Raw genomic sequence first — 17930 nt, forward strand, 5'->3', positions numbered from 1 at the left:
GCCGAACCCCAGCGGTCTCCGTGGCCTCGCGGCCGAACCCCAGCGGTCTCCGTGGCCTCGCGGCCGAACCCCAGCGGTCTCCGTGGCCTCGCGGCCGAACCCCAGCGGTCTCCGCGGCCTCGCGGCCGAACCCCGGCCGACTCCGCGGCCCTCGCGGGTCAACCCCGGCCGTGTCCGTGGCCCCGCGGGTCAACCCCGGCCGCGGTGTTGGCTCTGCTGTGGCTGTGTCCGTGGCCCCGCCGTGGTCGGTCTACGGTTCCCGCATAGGCGCGGCAGACTTGGCTGTGGCCGTGTCTGCGGCCCCGCAAGTGGTCGACCCGCCGTCCCCGTGGCGAGCTCCAGCTGCGCCAACGGTGCCGTAGTGGTCGGGTTGCCGTTCCCGCGGGGCGACTGGGGGCCTTGGCCGTGGGCGGTTCGCCGGTTCCCGTCGTAGCCGGCTCAGGCCCGCGTCGTCACCGCCCAACGCGTCGCCGTCAGCCGTGGACGCGCCGGCCGTCCACGTACGTCAGTTCGACTCTCGCCTCTCCGATCTCCTCAGCCGGCCGCGAGAACAGGTCGCGATCGAGCACGACCAGGTCCGCCCGGAACCCCGGTCGCAAGGTCCCCGAGTCGTCCCGCCGGTTCACGTACGCCGAACCCGCCGTGTACGCCGTCAAGGCGGTCGCCAGATCAAGCCGTTGGCCGGGCAGGAACGGCTCCCGCTCCCCCTCCGGCAGCACCCGGTTGACCGCCACGTGAATGCCCCGCAGCGGGTCCGGGGTGCTCACCGGCCAGTCGCTGCCCCCGGCCAGCCGTGCCCCGCTGCGATACAGGTCCCCGAACGGATACTGCCGCGCCACCGCGGCCGGATCGAGGAACGGGATCGTGAGCTCGTCCATCTGCGGTTCGTGCGCAGCCCAGTACGGCTGCATGTTCGCCGTGGCCCCCAGCTGCGCGAACCGCGGCACGTCGTCCGGATGCACCACCTGCAGGTGCGCCAGGTGGGGGCGGGTGTCGCTCGGCCCGTTGGCGTTCCGTGCCGCCTCGATCGCGTTGAGCGCATCCCGTACGGCGCGATCGCCCAACGCGTGAAAGTGTGCCTGGAAGCCCAGCCGGTCGAGCTCGGTCACATACCGGGGCAGCGCCTCCGGATCGATGAAGGACATGCCCCGGTTCGACGTGGCATGTCCGCAGGCATCCCGGTACGGCTCGGTCATGGCCGCCGTGAAGTTCTCCGCGATGCCGTCCAGCATCAGCTTCACCGTGTCGCAGCGCAGCCGCCCGACCGTCAGCTCCCGCCGGCGCCGGACCAGTTCGGCGACCTGCTCCACACCGAGATCCCGGTCCCACCACAGGGCTCCGACGACCGTCGCGATCAGCGTCTCGTCCCGCGCGGCTTGCGCGTACGCCTCCGAGACGTCCGCGTATCCGTTCGCGGCTGCGAGCATGGCGTCCTGCCAGCCCGTGATGCCCAGCGAAAGCAGCAGACGCTGAGCCCGCATCAGCCCCTCGTACTTCTCCGCGGCCGTGGCGTCCGGCACGTCGACCAGTTCCATGGCGCCTTCCTGCAACGCGCCGACCGGGGTGCCGTCGCTCTCCCGGTCGATCCGCCCACTGACCGGGTCGGGCGTGTCAGCGGTGATGCCGGCCCGCTCGAGAGCCACCGTGTTCACCCAGGCGGCGTGGTGATCACGGTTGAGCAGAAACACGGGCCGATCCGCCACGACGGAATCGAGCAGCCGCCGATCCGGAATCCCGTGCTCGAAGCTCTCCATCGACCACCCGCCCCCGAGAATCCACTCGGCCCGCGGGTGAGCCTCCGCATACTTGCGAACCCGCCGCAGGTACTCATCCCGGTCGGTGGTGCCAGTGAGATCGCACTGCCCCAGCTCAACCCCGCCCATCACCGCGTGGACGTGGGCATCCTGAAACCCCGGGACGAGCAGACGCCCACCCAGGTCGACAACCTCAGTCCGCGGCCCGACCAACTCCCGCAGCTCGGCGCCGCCCACGGCCAGAACCCGCCCATCCTTGACCGCCAGCCACGAGGCACCCTGGTCTCCGCCATCGCTGCCCCGGCCCGTCCGCCCGGAGGCGCCGAGAAGCTCGCTCCTGCCCTGCTCGCTCCTGCCCTGCCCGCTCCTGCCCTGCCCGCTCCTGCCCTGCCCGCTCCTGCCCTGCCCGCTCCTGCCCTGCCCGCTCCCGCCCTGCCCGTCTGAACGGCCGGGCCGGCCTGATTCGTCGGGCGGCGGGTTCGAGCTCGGTCGGCCGAGCCCGCCCACAAAGACGTTCCCCCCAGCAAAGACCAGGTCAGCATGAGTCATGAGCAGCTCCGTCCACCCCAACACCACGCGCCGCCTTGGCGCGAGGCCCCTACATCCCACACCTTCGGAGCCTCTCGTGCGGAACCTGTGGACAACGCCGCCGACCCATTCGCCGGGCCTGTGGACAACCCCCAACCAATCCCGCGATGCCCTAGATCGTTGACCGGAAATTCGGTGCTGGTGGAGACACGCACGGCCGGGTTCGTGACGTAAAGACGAAGAGTGTCCATGATCGGCGTTGCTTACCCGAACGTCGAACCTCACAAGGAAGCCGTGTTGGACGCCGACCTGGACACTCTTCTGATCGCACTGTACGTGGAACTCGACGACCGGATCATCCCGGCCTCACGCCCCCGCCGGGCCCGGCGGGGACCTGGCAGGCCACCGCTGGTCACCGACGCGGAACTGTGCTGCCTGGCGGTGGCGCAGGTTCTGCTGCGCTACAACGACGAACACCACTGGCTACGTGCCGCGCCGGGCAGGGTCGGGCATTTGTTCCCCCGCCTGTTGAGCCAAAGCGAATACAACGAACGCCTCAAGAACGCAGCCGACCTGTTCGAAGCAGCCCTGCGCTGGCTCGCCGGGCGGACACCGGGCAGCGCCGAACCGCTGCGCCTGATGGACGCCACACCGATCGGGTGCGGGCAGTCCAAGACCACCGCGCAACGCTCGGATCTGTTCGGCTACGCCGGCTACGGCTACGAATCAGCGCACTCCCGCTGGTACTGGGGCACGAAACTGTTGCTGATCACCACCCCGGACGGCACGGTCACCGGGTTCAGCCTGGCGAACCCGAAACTGGCCGGCGAACGCGAACAGACCCGCCAGACCCTGACCCGCCAGCCGATCAACCGGCCCGAACCCGGCAGCATCATCGTCACCGACAAGGGCCTCTCCGGCGCCGACGTCGAAGAATTCCTCGACGACCTGGACCTGACCCTGGTACGCCCGGCCCGCCGGGACGAGAAAACCCCGCGCCCGTTCCCGAACTGGCTGCGCCAACGCATCGAAGCGATCATCTGGACCCTGAAAAACCAGCTCGGCCTCGAACACCACAACGCGCGTGTCCCCGCCGGACTCTGGACCCGCGTCCTGCAACGCCTCCTCGCCCTCAACGCCGTGATCTGGCACAACTGGACCATCGACGCACCGGTCAAACGCTCACTAATCGCCTACGACCACTGACCCCGCCACCAGCACACAATTTCCGGTCAACGATCTAGATCGTTGACCGGAAATTCGGTGCTGGTGGAGACACGCACGGCCGGGTTCGTGACGTAAAGACGAAGAGTGTCCATGATCGGCGTTGCTTACCCGAACGTCGAACCTCACAAGGAAGCCGTGTTGGACGCCGACCTGGACACTCTTCTGATCGCACTGTACGTGGAACTCGACGACCGGATCATCCCGGCCTCACGCCCCCGCCGGGCCCGGCGGGGACCTGGCAGGCCACCGCTGGTCACCGACGCGGAACTGTGCTGCCTGGCGGTGGCGCAGGTTCTGCTGCGCTACAACGACGAACACCACTGGCTACGTGCCGCGCCGGGCAGGGTCGGGCATTTGTTCCCCCGCCTGTTGAGCCAAAGCGAATACAACGAACGCCTCAAGAACGCAGCCGACCTGTTCGAAGCAGCCCTGCGCTGGCTCGCCGGGCGGACACCGGGCAGCGCCGAACCGCTGCGCCTGATGGACGCCACACCGATCGGGTGCGGGCAGTCCAAGACCACCGCGCAACGCTCGGATCTGTTCGGCTACGCCGGCTACGGCTACGAATCAGCGCACTCCCGCTGGTACTGGGGCACGAAACTGTTGCTGATCACCACCCCGGACGGCACGGTCACCGGGTTCAGCCTGGCGAACCCGAAACTGGCCGGCGAACGCGAACAGACCCGCCAGACCCTGACCCGCCAGCCGATCAACCGGCCCGAACCCGGCAGCATCATCGTCACCGACAAGGGCCTCTCCGGCGCCGACGTCGAAGAATTCCTCGACGACCTGGACCTGACCCTGGTACGCCCGGCCCGCCGGGACGAGAAAACCCCGCGCCCGTTCCCGAACTGGCTGCGCCAACGCATCGAAGCGATCATCTGGACCCTGAAAAACCAGCTCGGCCTCGAACACCACAACGCGCGTGTCCCCGCCGGACTCTGGACCCGCGTCCTGCAACGCCTCCTCGCCCTCAACGCCGTGATCTGGCACAACTGGACCATCGACGCACCGGTCAAACGCTCACTAATCGCCTACGACCACTGACCCCGCCACCAGCACACAATTTCCGGTCAACGATCTAGGCTGCCGCTACCCCGGGCGGGTGGGCCGGATAGCTCCACCAGACCCCTGGGTGGGCGGCTTTGGTGGTAGGTGCCGTACCGCTGGGGTGGCCGGGCGGCTAGAGGTGGTTAACCCCGGGTGGGTGGGCCGGTCAGGAGTGGTCAACCCCCGGGTGGGTGGGCGGCTAGGAGCCGTTGACACCTAGGTGGGCCGGCTGGGAGTGGTCAGCCCCGGGTGGGTGGGCCGGCTGGGAGTGGTCAACCCCCGGGTGGGTGGGCCAGCTAGAAGCGGTTAACCCCGGGTGGGTGGCCCGGTAGGAGCGGTTCATCGTGCGGCGGATGGGACGCCTGGGTGTCGTCGAGGCTCCGGCCGGTGGGTTGGCAGGGCGGTGACGCCATCGCGCAGGGGAGTGGGTTCTCCTGCCGGACGTAGGCTGGTTGGTGTGCGCCTGTCACCTGTGGCTTCAGCTGGGGTGATGCACACCATGGGGGGCCGATTTGGCGGCTGGGGGAAGACCGGGTATTGTTTTCCGAGCCGCCAGGGAGACGGGCGAGCGAGCGGGACTCTTCGGAGGTCCGGCGCGGCCGTCCTGGAGGAAACCACTGAACCCAGCAGGGTTGATCGGTGTGCCCGTTCACGGGGCTCCGGGGATTCTGTTGAATGGTGGTGCCCAAAGCGATTCGGGCACGGCGAATTCGGGTCTGACCCGGATTTGGCGGAACGGAAAGCAGCGGGTAAAGTTTTGCGAGTGCCCCGGTGCGGTTGGCCGGGTGTGGTTGTTCTTTGAGAACTCAACAGGGTGCTTGATAAGCCAGTGCCAATTAGTTATACCCCGGCCGGCTTCTTTCGGGAAGTTTGGTTGTGGATTCCTTTGGCAGCATTACATGTTGCCGGGACGGTTTTCCAAGTTTTTGTTGGAGAGTTTGATCCTGGCTCAGGACGAACGCTGGCGGCGTGCTTAACACATGCAAGTCGAGCGGAAAGGCCCTTTCGGGGGTACTCGAGCGGCGAACGGGTGAGTAACACGTGAGTAACCTGCCCTGGACTTTGGGATAACCCTCGGAAACGGGGGCTAATACCGGATACGACACACTGACGCATGTTGTGTGTGTGGAAAGTTTTTTCGGTCTGGGATGGGCTCGCGGCCTATCAGCTTGTTGGTGGGGTGATGGCCTACCAAGGCGACGACGGGTAGCCGGCCTGAGAGGGCGACCGGCCACACTGGGACTGAGACACGGCCCAGACTCCTACGGGAGGCAGCAGTGGGGAATATTGCACAATGGGCGGAAGCCTGATGCAGCGACGCCGCGTGAGGGATGACGGCCTTCGGGTTGTAAACCTCTTTCAGCAGGGACGAAGCGCAAGTGACGGTACCTGCAGAAGAAGCGCCGGCCAACTACGTGCCAGCAGCCGCGGTAAGACGTAGGGCGCGAGCGTTGTCCGGATTTATTGGGCGTAAAGAGCTCGTAGGCGGCTTGTCGCGTCGACCGTGAAAACTTGGGGCTCAACCCCAAGCCTGCGGTCGATACGGGCAGGCTCGAGTTCGGTAGGGGAGACTGGAATTCCTGGTGTAGCGGTGAAATGCGCAGATATCAGGAGGAACACCGGTGGCGAAGGCGGGTCTCTGGGCCGATACTGACGCTGAGGAGCGAAAGCGTGGGGAGCGAACAGGATTAGATACCCTGGTAGTCCACGCTGTAAACGTTGGGCGCTAGGTGTGGGGGACCTCTCCGGTTCTCTGTGCCGCAGCTAACGCATTAAGCGCCCCGCCTGGGGAGTACGGCCGCAAGGCTAAAACTCAAAGGAATTGACGGGGGCCCGCACAAGCGGCGGAGCATGCGGATTAATTCGATGCAACGCGAAGAACCTTACCTGGGTTTGACATCGCCGGAAAACTCGCAGAGATGCGGGGTCCTTCGGGGCCGGTGACAGGTGGTGCATGGCTGTCGTCAGCTCGTGTCGTGAGATGTTGGGTTAAGTCCCGCAACGAGCGCAACCCTCGTTCGATGTTGCCAGCGCGTTATGGCGGGGACTCATCGAAGACTGCCGGGGTCAACTCGGAGGAAGGTGGGGATGACGTCAAGTCATCATGCCCCTTATGTCCAGGGCTTCACGCATGCTACAATGGCCGGTACAAAGGGTTGCGATGCCGTGAGGTGGAGCGAATCCCAAAAAGCCGGTCTCAGTTCGGATCGGGGTCTGCAACTCGACCCCGTGAAGTCGGAGTCGCTAGTAATCGCAGATCAGCAACGCTGCGGTGAATACGTTCCCGGGCCTTGTACACACCGCCCGTCACGTCACGAAAGTCGGCAACACCCGAAGCCGGTGGCCTAACCCCTTGTGGGAGGGAGCCGTCGAAGGTGGGGCTGGCGATTGGGACGAAGTCGTAACAAGGTAGCCGTACCGGAAGGTGCGGCTGGATCACCTCCTTTCTAAGGAGCAACTCGACCGTGAAAGCGGTCCAGTAGCCCACGCCACCCGAACGTGGTGGCGGGGTGCTCATAGGCGGAGACACTGGCCAGTCCGAACCGGCAACGGTTCTTCCAGCGAGTACAGCCGGCTCGGTGCTTCGGTACCGGCGGGCAAGGAAAGCGGACGGAAGAATGCGGCTGGGGAAGGCGACACGAGAGAGCACCCTGTTGGGTATCTGAAAGAACAACCCGAAGCCGGCATGGTCCGGCGCCCGTGCTGCGAAAGCCGCGGGGACCCTGGAGACGGGGTTTGGTTGTTTTTCAGCACCAGGCATGACCTGGATTTCATACCGCCAACATTGTTGGGCTGGTGGGGTCTGTGAGGTTGTGGGTTGGTCGTTGGTTGAGAATTGCACAGTGGACGCGAGCATCTTGTTTTCTGTGGTTAAGTTGTCAAGGGCGAACGGTGGATGCCTTGGCACCAGGAGCCGATGAAGGACGTGGGAGGCCGCGATAGGCCTGGGGGAGCTGTCAACCTAGCTGTGATCCCAGGGTGTCCGAATGGGGAAACCTGGCACGAGTCATGTCGTGTCATCCATGCCTGAATACATAGGGTATGTGAGGGGAACGCCGGGAAGTGAAACATCTCAGTACCGGTAGGAAGAGAAAACAACAGTGATTCCGTGAGTAGTGGCGAGCGAAAGCGGATCGAGCCTAAACCAGATACGTGTGATACTTGTCAGGGGTTACGTATCCGGGGTTGTGGGACTTTTCTTTGGCGTGCTGACACGCGCCGGCGGAGTTACAAAGTTGTGGGTTAGTCGAACAGTGTGGGAAAGCTGGCCGTAGACGGTGAGAGCCCGGTAGGCGAAAATTCATGACCTCTGTTGAAGAGCACCCGAGTAGCAGCGGACTCCTAGAATCTGCTGTGAATCTGCCAGGACCACCTGGTAAGGCTGAATACTTCCTGGTGACCGATAGCGGACGAGTACCGTGAGGGAATGGTGAAAAGTACCCCGGGAGGGGAGTGAAATAGTACCTGAAACCGTTCGCCTACAATCCGTCAGAGCCTTAGCTGCAGCAATGCGGCGGGGTGATGGCGTGCCTTTTGAAGAATGAGCCTGCGAGTTAGTGGCACGTGGCGAGGTTAACCTGTGTGGGGTAGCCGTAGCGAAAGCGAGTCTGAAGAGGGCGTTACAGTCGCGTGTTCTAGACCCGAAGCGGGGTGATCTAGCCATGGGCAGGTTGAAGCGTGGGTAAGACTGCGTGGAGGACCGAACCCACCAACGTTGAAAAGTTGGGGGATGACCTGTGGTTAGGGGTGAAAGGCCAATCAAACTCCGTGATAGCTGGTTCTCCCCGAAATGCATTTAGGTGCAGCGTCGTGTGTTTCTTGCCGGAGGTAGAGCACTGGATGGTCTAGGGGGCCTACAAGCTTACCGAAATCAGCTAAACTCCGAATGCCGGTAAGTGAGAGCGCGGCAGTGAGACTGCGGGGGATAAGCTTCGTAGTCGAGAGGGAAACAGCCCAGATCACCAGCTAAGGCCCCTAAGCGTGTGCTAAGTGGAAAAGGATGTGGGGTCGCTTAGACAACCAGGAGGTTGGCTTAGAAGCAGCCATCCTTTAAAGAGTGCGTAATAGCTCACTGGTCAAGTGGTTCCGCGCCGACAATGTAGCGGGGCTCAAGCACACCGCCGAAGCTGTGGCACTCACACATTCATCCGCAACAGGACTTGTCTTGTTGTGCAGTGGTGTGGGTGGGTAGGGGAGCGTCGTGCTACCAGGGAAGCGGCGGGGTGACCCAGCCGTGGAGGTTGCACGAGTGAGAATGCAGGCATGAGTAGCGAATGAAGAGTGAGAACCTCTTCCGCCGGATGACCAAGGGTTCCAGGGCCAGGCTAATCCGCCCTGGGTGAGTCGGGGCCTAAGGCGAGGCCGAGAGGCGTAGTCGATGGATAACGGGTTGATATTCCCGTACCCGCAAAAGAACGCCCAAGACGAACCTGCTTGTACTAACCGCGCAAAGCTTTCAATGGTTTCGGCCGGCGAGAGTGGAGTCCGGGATCTCGGGTGGTAGTAGTTTAGTGATGGGGTGACGCAGGAAGGTAGCTGGTCCCAGGCGGTGGTTGTCCTGGGGTAAGCGTGTAGCCCGGACTATAGGCAAATCCGTAGTCCATTGAGGGTGAGACGTGATGCCGAGCCGTTTCAGGTGAAGTCAGTGATCCTATGCTGCCGAGAAAAGCCTCTAGCGATGTTCTGAGCGGCCCGTACCCTAAACCGACACAGGTGGTCAGGTAGAGAATACTAAGGCGACGGGTGAACTGTGGTTAAGGAACTCGGCAAATTGCCCCCGTAACTTAGGGAGAAGGGGGGCCGGACGCGTGAAGCCACTTGCTGGTGGAGCGTGGTATGGCCGCAGAGAGCAGGGGGAAGCGACTGTTTACTAAAAACACAGGTCCATGCCAAGTCGTAAGACGATGTATATGGACTGACGCCTGCCCGGTGCTGGAACGTTAAGGGGACCTGTTAGCCTGTGAGGGCGAGGCGGAGAACTTAAGCGCCAGTAAACGGCGGTGGTAACTATAACCATCCTAAGGTAGCGAAATTCCTTGTCGGGTAAGTTCCGACCTGCACGAATGGCGTAACGACTTCCCCACTGTCTCAACCACAGGCCCGGCGAAATTGCAGTACGAGTAAAGATGCTCGTTACGCGCGGCAGGACGGAAAGACCCCGGGACCTTTACTATAGCTTGACATTGGTATCCGAATTTAATTGTGTAGGATAGGTGGGAGCCGGTGAAGCTCGGACGCCAGTTCGGGTGGAGGCAATCTTGAAATACCACTCTGTTGGGTTTGGGTATCTAACTTGCGGCCCTGATCGGGTCGAGGGACAGTGTCTGGTGGGTAGTTTAACTGGGGCGGTTGCCTCCTAAAGGGTAACGGAGGCGCCCAAAGGTTCCCTCAGCCTGGTTGGCAATCAGGTGTTGAGTGTAAGTGCACAAGGGAGCTTGACTGTGAGACTGACGGGTCGAGCAGGGACGAAAGTCGGGACTAGTGATCCGGCACTTGCGTGTGGAAGCGGTGTCGCTCAACGGATAAAAGGTACCCCGGGGATAACAGGCTGATCTTCCCCAAGAGTCCATATCGACGGGATGGTTTGGCACCTCGATGTCGGCTCGTCGCATCCTGGGGCTGTAGCAGGTCCCAAGGGTTGGGCTGTTCGCCCATTAAAGCGGTACGCGAGCTGGGTTTAGAACGTCGTGAGACAGTTCGGTCCCTATCCGCCGTGCGCGTTGGATACTTGAGAAGGGCTGTCCCTAGTACGAGAGGACCGGGACGGACGAACCTCTGGTGTGCCAGTTGTCCCGCCAGGGGCACGGCTGGTTGGCTACGTTCGGAAGGGATAACCGCTGAAAGCATCTAAGCGGGAAGCTCGCTTCGAGATGAGGTATCCCACCACCTTGAGTGGGTAAGGCTCCCAAGAGACTATTGGGTTGATAGGCCGGAGATGTAAGCCAGGTAACTGGTTCAGTTGACCGGTACTAATAGGCCGAGGGCTTAACCACCCTAAACATATGAGCGCGTCCACTGTGTGATTCACAGCAAACGAACAGCCCGTACCCCAGGCGTGAAGGCCGGGGGTTCGCTGGTTGACTTCGCGATGCTGACAGCTGTTTCGGTGGTCATAGCGGAGGGGAAACGCCCGGTCTCATTCCGAACCCGGAAGCTAAGCCCTCCAGCGCCGATGGTACTGCACTCGGGAGGGTGTGGGAGAGTAGGACGCCGCCGGACTCAACGTGAAACAGTAGGCCCACCCCGAACGGGGTGGGCCTACTGTCATTTGGGCAGTCGCAGCAGAACCGTCGTGCCGCCACCCGGCGTCTCCTCGAGCGAGATCGTGCCCTGATGACGTTCCAGAATGCGCGAGCAGGTGGCCAGCCCGATCCCGAACCCCTTCTGTTGTTTCGGGTCGACCTGAGCGAACATCTCGAACACGCGCCGCCGCTGCTCGGGTGGAATGCCGATCCCGTTGTCGGCCACCCGCACGATCCACTGATCGGGAGAAGCCAAGGCGCTCACGGTGATGCGGCACGGCCGGTCCGGGTGCCGATACTTCATCGCGTTGTCGATCAGGTTCTGGAAGAGCTGCCGCAGCAACACAGGATCACCCTGAACCGTGGGGAGGTCGTCGGTAGCCGAGATCTGGGCGCCGCTGCTCTCGGTGGCCGTGCGCAGGTCCGCCAGCACGTCCAGCACGACTTCGCCCAAGGGCACAGCCTCGGCCTGGTACGGCGTCTGGCCGGCCCTCGCGTACCGGAGCAGGGCGTCGACCAGCTTCTGCATGCGCTCGACCGAACGGAGCGCGCCGGTCAGCCACTTCGAGGCCCGGTCGTCGAGTTCGCCGGTGTACTCGCCGATCAGCAGGTGGAGGAAACCGTGCGCGGCGGCCATCGGGCGTACGAGGTCGTGACTGACCGCCCCGGCGAACTGTTCGAGCTCCTCGTTCGAGCGGCGCAGCTCCACCATGGCCGCGGCCAGCTTCTCACCGCGGGCCCTGATCTCGGCCCCGGCCCGTTCGAGTTTCTCGCGGTACGCGCGGTCGGCGGTCACGTCGTTCAACGCGACCACCGCGCCCAACACCCGGCCGGCGTCGTCCACGAGGTGGCTGCCCGAGCAGCTCAGCTTGATCGGCGGACGGTTCGGAACCCGTACGGTCATCTCCTGGTTCTCGATTCGGCCCTCGCGCAAGGCCCGTAACAGGGGGATCTGGTCGGGCGTCAGCCGGTTGCCACCCTCTGCGTCGAACAGGCCGTAGCGGTCGGGCAGCACGGACGGGTCCAGCGACACGTCCGCGTCCGAGTCGTGCCATTCGCGGGCCGCCCGGTTGAGCAGCGTCACGTGACCGGTGTGATCGCAGACGACCACCCCGACGTCGATCGTCTCCAGGACGGTGGTGATGAACCGTTTCCGGTGCTCGGCCTCGACGGCGAGCCGTTCCTTCAGGCGGGCCTGCCGGCGTCGTTCGAACAGGGCCACCAGGACGTCGGCCAAATCGGTCAGCCGGGCGCACTGCTCGTCGGTCAGCTCCTTGACCTGTTCGTGGAAGACGCAGAGGGTGCCCAGCGCATACCCGTCAGGGGTGATCAGCGGCGCGGACGCGTAGAAGCGGACGTCGGCGATGCGGCCGTTGACCCACGGGTTGTCGCGGTAGAGGGGATGCTCCGAGGCGTCCGGCACATGCACGAAACGGCCCTTGCGGAACTGGATGGCGCACATCGAGTCGGAGCGGGCGGAGTCGCCGCCCTCGAAGCCGTGTGTGGTGAGCTGGCACTGCCGTGTCTCGTCGATCAGGTTGAGGGTGGCGGTGGGCACCCCGGCGATCAGGGCAGCCACCCGTACGACGGTGGTCAGCTCCTCATCGGCGGGCGCGTCGAGCAGGCAGTATTCGTGCAGCGCGGCGAGCCTGGCCGCTTCGTCGGCCTCGGAGCCGATCACGACAGATGACACCTTTACTTATCGACCGGATATGTCCGTTCCTTAGCGCGCGGAGGGCAGCCGCGTAGAGGGCAGCCGCGTAGAGGGGAGCCGCGTGGAGGGGAGCCGGGTGGAGGCGGGGGAAGCCGCGGAGGGCAGCCGGGTGGAGGCCAGCCGGGTGGAGGCGAGGGAAGCGGGCGAGATCGCTCAGAGGCTGCCCGAGATTCTGATCAGGGCCGGGCCGAGAACGACGATGAAGATGACCGGGAAGAGGCAGAACAGCACCGGGAACAGCAATTTCACCGTAACCTTCTGAGCCTGCTCCTCGGCCCGCTGACGACGTCGCGTGCGCTGGTCGGCGGCGTGCTCGCGCAGGATTCCCGCCACCGCGATCCCCAGCTCGCCCGCCTGCACCAGAGCCGTCACCAGCGTCTTGAGATCCCGTACGGTGGTGCGCCGCGCCAACGCCCGCAAAGCGTTCGAGCGGGACACCCCCAGCCGCATCTCCTGCAGCACCCGGTTGATCTCGTCCGGCATGGGCCCCCGCAGCAGGTGCGCCACCTGAGCCATCGCCGCGTCCAGGCCCAGGCCGGACTCGACGCCGATCACCAGGGCGTCGAGCATGTCGGGCAGCGAGAGCGTGATCGCCCGCTGCCTTTTCACGCCCGCGTTGTAGACCAGCAGGTCGGGGATGTGCAGCCCCAGGAGCACGCCGAGTACCGCCCCGGGCAGCCCGTACCGCAGCGCGATGCCGTGGGCGATGACGTAGAAGACCAGGCCCAGCACGAGGCCGCCGACGATGCGTCCCCGGATCACCCGGTCGAGCGGCCACGCCGCCGGGTTGCCCGCGAAGTCGAGGTGGCGGAGCAACCGGACCTGTACGGGGGAAGGGGTGACCAGGTCGCCCAGCCGTTGCAGCGCCCACACCACCTGCGGGCGCAGACGACCGCCGAACGGCGCGGCCACCGCGCGTGCCGCGTTCCGGCTGCGGTCGTAGGAGCGCAGGATCCGCAGCATGCGTCGGCGCCGGCTGGGTGGCGCGGCCACCGCCGCCGCGGCGAGAGCGACCGCCAGCACCGATCCCAGCACGGCCAGCGCGACGAGGGCGGGCCCGCTCACCGCTACACCTCGATCCGGGTGACCGCGCGCAGCCACACCGAGCCCAGGACCAGCATCAGCACCGCCACGCCAACCAGCACCAACCCGAGGGTCTGCTGGAACATCGGCATCAGGTAGTCGCGCCGGACCAGGAACAGGACGGCCGTCGTGAAGATCGGCAGGCAGATCAGCACGTACGCCGACATGCGACCCTCGGCCGACAGGCTGCGTACGTGGCGGCGCAGGTAGGCGCGTTCCCGCATGGTGTCGGCGGTGGTCTGCATGACCTCGGCCAGGCTCCCGCCGGTCTCGCGCTGCAGCCGCAGCGCCATCACCAGCCAGGTCAGCTCGGCGCTCCGCACCCGTTCACCGGCGCGTGCGAGGGCGTCCTCGAACTCGCCGTTGATCCGGGTCTCGGACAGCGCCCGGCCGAACTCCTCGGCGACCGGTCCCTCGTCGTCGCGGACCGCGGCCTCGACCGACTGCTGCAGGGTGAAGCCGGAACGCAGCGCGCTGAGGGTCAGCTGCAGCATGCCGGGCAGGTCGTCGGCGAACCGTCTGCGTCGCCTGTCGATCTGCATGGTGAGCAGCATGCCGGGCAGCAGGTAGCCGAGCACGACCCCGGCGAGCAGCCCGAACATCGGTGGGAGCAGCAGCATGCCGACGAGTGCGGCCAGCACGCCGATCAGGAACCGGATGGCCATCCATTCGCTGGGCGCCAGCCCGGTGGCGGCCGCGTCCAGTTTGGGCTCGGCCCGCGCGGCGAGAGCGGTCAGGGCGGGGGAGCGCTCGACATATTGCCCGAGCCCGTGCTGCAGCCGGCGCAGCAGGGGCTCGGTGACCTGTTTGTCGCCGTGGGTGTATTGCCGCAGGGCGGCCAGGCGGCGCTGCGTCGGCGTGCGGCCGAAGAACCGTTCGAGGAGCACGGCGAACAGCAGGAACGTGGCGCCCGCGGCGGGCAGGGCGACGACCCAGCGAGCGGCGTTCACCGGTGCTGCCCACCGAACATCGTGGCCGGCAGCGTCACCCCGTACATGGCGAGCGCGTCGACGAACCGGGGGCGGATGCCGGTCGCTCGCAGCTGAGCCAGGTGGGCCGGCGTCTCGGCGCTCAGGTCGTACAGGAAAAGGTCTTGCAGGGTGATGGTGTCGCCCTCCATGCCCACGACCTCGGTGATGTGGGTGACTTTGCGTGAGCCGTCCTTGAAGCGGGTGATCTGGATGACCAGGTCGACGGCGGAGGCGATCTGGTCGCGGATCGCGCGGCTGGGCAGGTCCATGCCCGCCATCAGCACCATCGTCTCGAGCCGGGACAGCGCGTCGCGGGGCGTGTTGGCGTGCAGCGTGGTCAGCGAGCCGTCGTGGCCGGTGTTCATGGCCTGCAGCATGTCGAGGGCGGCGGCATCGCGGACCTCGCCGACCACGATCCGGTCGGGGCGCATCCGCAGCGCGTTGCGGACCAGGTCACGGGCGCTGACGACGCCCCGGCCCTCGGCGTTGGCGGGGCGGGATTCCAGCCGTACGACGTGATCCTGCCCCAGACGCAGCTCGGCGGCGTCCTCGATCGTCACGATCCGTTCGTCGGGCGGGACGAAGCTGGACAGCACGTTGAGGATCGTCGTCTTGCCGGAGCCGGTGCCGCCGCTGACCAGCACGTTGCGGCGACCCCGTACGCAGGCCTCAAGGAACTCGGCGGCGGGCCGGGTCAGGGTGCCGTACGAGATGAGGTCGCCGGCTGTCAGCGGCGTGGCCGAGAACTTGCGGATCGTCAGCGACGCGCCGTCCAGGGCGATCGGCGGCACGATGGCGTTGACGCGGCTGCCGTCGGGCAGGCGGGCGTCCACCATCGGGCTGGCCTCGTCGACGCGACGGCCGACGCGGGCGCAGATGCGGTCGATGATGCGGCGCAGGTGGGCGTCGTCGTCGAACTCGACCTCGGTGCGCTCGATCCGGCCGAAACGCTCCACATAGATGTTCTTGGCCCCGTTGGCCATGACCTCGGTGACCGACGGGTCGCGCAGCAGCGCCTCGATCGGGCCGTGGCCGAGGACCTCGTCGGTGACCTCCTTGACGATGCGGGCCCGGTCGCCGCCGGAGAGCGGGGTCTCCTCACGGGCCAGCAGCTCGAACAGCACCTCGCGGACCCGGGCGTCGAGCGCCTCGTCGCTGCCGCGGCTGGCGTACAGGGTCGGGCCGAGCTCGTCGGCCAGGCGTCGTTGGATCCGCAGACGCACGTCGTAAACCGGGTCCGCGGCTTGCCGCCCGGCCGCTCGATAGCGCTGGCCGGCCCCGGACCCGCGGCCGGCCGGCTCCTCGACCGGCTCCTGCGATTCCTCGCCGCCGCCCCGGCTGCCGTACATGCCGAGGCGGGCCGACAGGCTCATCGCGTGACCTTCTTGGGCTTGCGCGGGCGCCCGAACAGGCCGCGTGTGACGACGGGCTCGGTATCGGTGCCCGCGCAGCGGTCGGCGAGCTGGCGGATGGCCCGGCTGACCGGGTGCAGCGGGTCGGTGAGCAGCAGCGGCTCGCCTTGGTTGACCGAGAGCAGCACGTCACGGCTGGACGGCACGAGCGTCGCGAACGGCATGCCGATCGCCTCCTCGATGTCGGCCGCGGTCAGGTCGACCTGGGCTTTGGCCCGGTTGAGGACGAGCAGGCTGCGGTCGCGCGGGTAGTCCAGCATGTCGAACATCTCGACGGTCAGCCGCACCGATTTGAGCGTCGGCAGGTCGGGCGTGACGATCGGGATGAACCTGTCCGAGACGTCGAGCGCGGCCAGCACCTGATCGGTCACGACGGCGGGGGTGTCGATCACGATGAAGTCGTAGTGCGGCCGTGCCACGTCCAGAATCTCCAGTACCAATTCCCGCCGTACGTGTTCCCCCTGTGCCGGACTGCCGGGGGCGAGCAGCGTGTCGATGCCGGGGCGGTACGGGGTCACGATCGAGCGCAGCCCGGGCTCGTCGAGGCGGCCCGCCATCGCGATGCTTTCCGCGATGCTGCGGTCGGGCGGCAGCCTGAGCATGATCGCCACGTCGCCGAACTGCAGGTCCAGGTCGACGAGGAGGACCCGGCGAGCGCCGCCGGCCCACAGTCCCACGGCCAGGTTGACGGCCACGAAACTGCGCCCGCAGCCGCCCTTGCCGGCGAAGACGGTGATGATGCGCCCGTGCGGGGTGGTCTCGGCGCCTGAGCGCATCGTCGTGCTGAGCGCCTTCGAGATGTCGACCGAGCGGCTGGTCGCTTGGCGAACGCCGTCCCAGTCCGATTCCAGCACCACATCCCGTACGCCGGCTTGCAGGCACCGGATGATCTCGCGCGGCTCGATGCCGCGGCGCACCAGCACGACGCCGATCAACGGCCGCTGCAGCCGCTGGTAGGCAGTGAACATCAGCGCCTCGTCGAGGTCGACGGAGGCGCCCATGAGCACCAGCAACGTCTCCGGGTAGCGCGGCAGGTGGGCCTCGAGCTCGGCCATGCTGTACACGATCGAGCCGCCGGCGGACTGGAACTCCGGCCCGCGCTGCGCCAGCACCTCGCGGTCCGGTTCCAGATAGACGTACAGGCTCATCCGGCCGCCCCGCTCACAGCCGCGGACGGCGCCGCGGTGACGGTCGCCTCGGCGCCCAGCAGACCGAGGTGCAGCAGGCCACGGTTGTAGCCGTTGACCAGCTCCTCGGCCTGGCCCGTGGTCACAGCCAGGGTCACCACGTAACGGGTCAGCTGCTCGGTGGCCCCCGCGGCGGGGGTGGGTACCACGGTCGACATGACGGCCGCGGCGCCGCTGGGCTGCACGACGATCGAGGACGGGCCGGGCTCCGCGCTCTCGCCGACGCTGAGAACGGTCACCCGGGGCAGCAGCACGCTGGTTCGCTGCGGGGTGGTCTCGGTCTCCTGCTTGGGCACCGTCAGGAAGACAGCCACCCGGTCGCCGCGCTTGACGTTGCCCGCGACCTGCGGTGCGATGCCCAGCTGCACGCTGACGGCGAGGCGGTCCGGTGGCACCCGGAAGGTAGCCGTGGGCTCGGCGTCGGGCTTGGCCGCCTCCTCGAACTGCCGGCTCAGCAGCATCTGGTCGGGCGCCAGGTCGGCGTTGAGCCGTTTGCCGTCGAGCGCCGGGTCGAGCCGGGTCAGCGCACCCGACGGCACGGTCTCGGCGGGCATCAGCACCTGCCGCACCAGGCGCCGGGAGCGAATCTGCGCGCCGGTCGTGCCGCTCGCGATGGTGGCCGTGGCGAGCAGCACCCACGTGCCCTGCTTGCCCTCGACCGCACGACGGTCGGCGCCGCGCGCGTAGACGACCACCGCCATCGCGCTCAGCAGTGCCAGCACGGCGGCGACACCCAGCAAGACGACTCGGCGGAGCATGCCC

10 protein-coding genes and 3 rRNA genes are annotated in these 17930 nt (G+C 66.1%); 6 read left to right on the forward strand and 7 right to left on the reverse strand.

Features of this window, described 5'->3' with window-relative positions:
* Positions 1 to 473 precede the first annotated feature (473 nt).
* Positions 474 to 1991 carry an amidohydrolase gene (locus tag C8E87_RS32025; protein ID WP_239080516.1) on the reverse strand — a complete coding sequence of 506 codons (1518 nt, stop codon included), beginning with the start codon at positions 1989 to 1991 and terminating at the stop codon, positions 474 to 476.
* Here C8E87_RS32025 and C8E87_RS45880 point away from each other — a divergent pair.
* The 6 genes from C8E87_RS45880 to rrf all read left to right on the forward strand — a co-directional run bounded on the left by C8E87_RS45880 (position 1890) and on the right by rrf (position 10778).
* Positions 1890 to 2198 carry a hypothetical protein gene (locus tag C8E87_RS45880; RefSeq protein ID WP_239080517.1) on the forward strand — a complete coding sequence of 103 codons (309 nt, stop codon included), beginning with the start codon at positions 1890 to 1892 and terminating at the stop codon, positions 2196 to 2198. The genes C8E87_RS32025 and C8E87_RS45880 overlap by 102 nt on opposite strands.
* Positions 2199 to 2579: 381 nt before the next feature.
* Positions 2580 to 3488, forward strand: a complete 909-nt coding sequence (locus tag C8E87_RS32030) for an IS982 family transposase (protein WP_133876609.1) — start codon at positions 2580 to 2582, stop codon at positions 3486 to 3488.
* A 159-nt stretch (positions 3489 to 3647) separates the two neighbouring features.
* Positions 3648 to 4556, forward strand: a complete 909-nt coding sequence (locus tag C8E87_RS32035; protein WP_133876609.1) for an IS982 family transposase — start codon at positions 3648 to 3650, stop codon at positions 4554 to 4556.
* A gap of 929 nt (positions 4557 to 5485) precedes the next feature.
* Positions 5486 to 7006 (forward strand): 16S ribosomal RNA (locus C8E87_RS32040).
* A gap of 422 nt (positions 7007 to 7428) precedes the next feature.
* Positions 7429 to 10552, forward strand: a 23S ribosomal RNA gene (locus tag C8E87_RS32045).
* Between the two features lie 109 nt (positions 10553 to 10661).
* Positions 10662 to 10778 (forward strand): 5S ribosomal RNA (rrf, locus tag C8E87_RS32050).
* Together the 16S, 23S and 5S rRNA genes form the textbook arrangement of a ribosomal RNA operon.
* Positions 10779 to 10823: 45 nt before the next feature.
* Here the strand turns inward: rrf and C8E87_RS32055 are convergent.
* The 6 genes from C8E87_RS32055 to cpaB all read right to left on the reverse strand — a co-directional run bounded on the left by C8E87_RS32055 (position 10824) and on the right by cpaB (position 17926).
* Positions 10824 to 12482 (reverse strand): GAF domain-containing sensor histidine kinase, encoded by a 1659-nt coding sequence (locus C8E87_RS32055; RefSeq protein WP_239080725.1) that lies wholly within the window; start codon positions 12480 to 12482, stop codon positions 10824 to 10826.
* A gap of 186 nt (positions 12483 to 12668) precedes the next feature.
* Entirely contained in the window at positions 12669 to 13580 is a 912-nt protein-coding gene (locus C8E87_RS32060; RefSeq protein WP_133877209.1) for a type II secretion system F family protein, read from the reverse strand.
* A 2-nt stretch (positions 13581 to 13582) separates the two neighbouring features.
* Positions 13583 to 14548 (reverse strand): type II secretion system F family protein, encoded by a 966-nt coding sequence (locus C8E87_RS32065; RefSeq protein WP_133877210.1) that lies wholly within the window; start codon positions 14546 to 14548, stop codon positions 13583 to 13585.
* A complete protein-coding gene (locus C8E87_RS32070) occupies positions 14545 to 15942 on the reverse strand; it encodes a TadA family conjugal transfer-associated ATPase (protein WP_133877211.1) in 1398 nt (465 codons plus the stop codon). Before C8E87_RS32070 ends, C8E87_RS32065 begins: the two co-directional genes overlap by 4 nt.
* Positions 15939 to 17129 (reverse strand): CpaE/TadZ family protein, encoded by a 1191-nt coding sequence (locus C8E87_RS32075; protein WP_133877212.1) that lies wholly within the window; start codon positions 17127 to 17129, stop codon positions 15939 to 15941. The genes C8E87_RS32070 and C8E87_RS32075 overlap by 4 nt, the downstream gene beginning before the upstream one ends.
* Complete coding sequence (gene cpaB / locus C8E87_RS32080) at positions 17126 to 17926, reverse strand: Flp pilus assembly protein CpaB (RefSeq protein ID WP_133877213.1); 801 nt, start codon at positions 17924 to 17926, stop codon at positions 17126 to 17128. Before cpaB ends, C8E87_RS32075 begins: the two co-directional genes overlap by 4 nt.
* Positions 17927 to 17930 lie beyond the last annotated feature (4 nt).

It is taken from the genome of Paractinoplanes brasiliensis, assembly GCF_004362215.1.
GTDB lineage: Bacteria > Actinomycetota > Actinomycetes > Mycobacteriales > Micromonosporaceae > Actinoplanes > Actinoplanes brasiliensis.

Bases quoted from the DNA above. Each gene is read 5' to 3' on its own strand.
- C8E87_RS32070 (WP_133877211.1), bottom strand. From the start codon at position 15,942: ATGAGCCTGTCGGCCCGCCTCGGCATGTACGGCAGCCGGGGCGGCGGC.
- cpaB (WP_133877213.1), bottom strand. From the start codon at position 17,926: ATGCTCCGCCGAGTCGTCTTGCTGGGTGTCGCCGCCGTGCTGGCACTG.
- C8E87_RS32075 (WP_133877212.1), bottom strand. From the start codon at position 17,129: ATGAGCCTGTACGTCTATCTGGAACCGGACCGCGAGGTGCTGGCGCAG.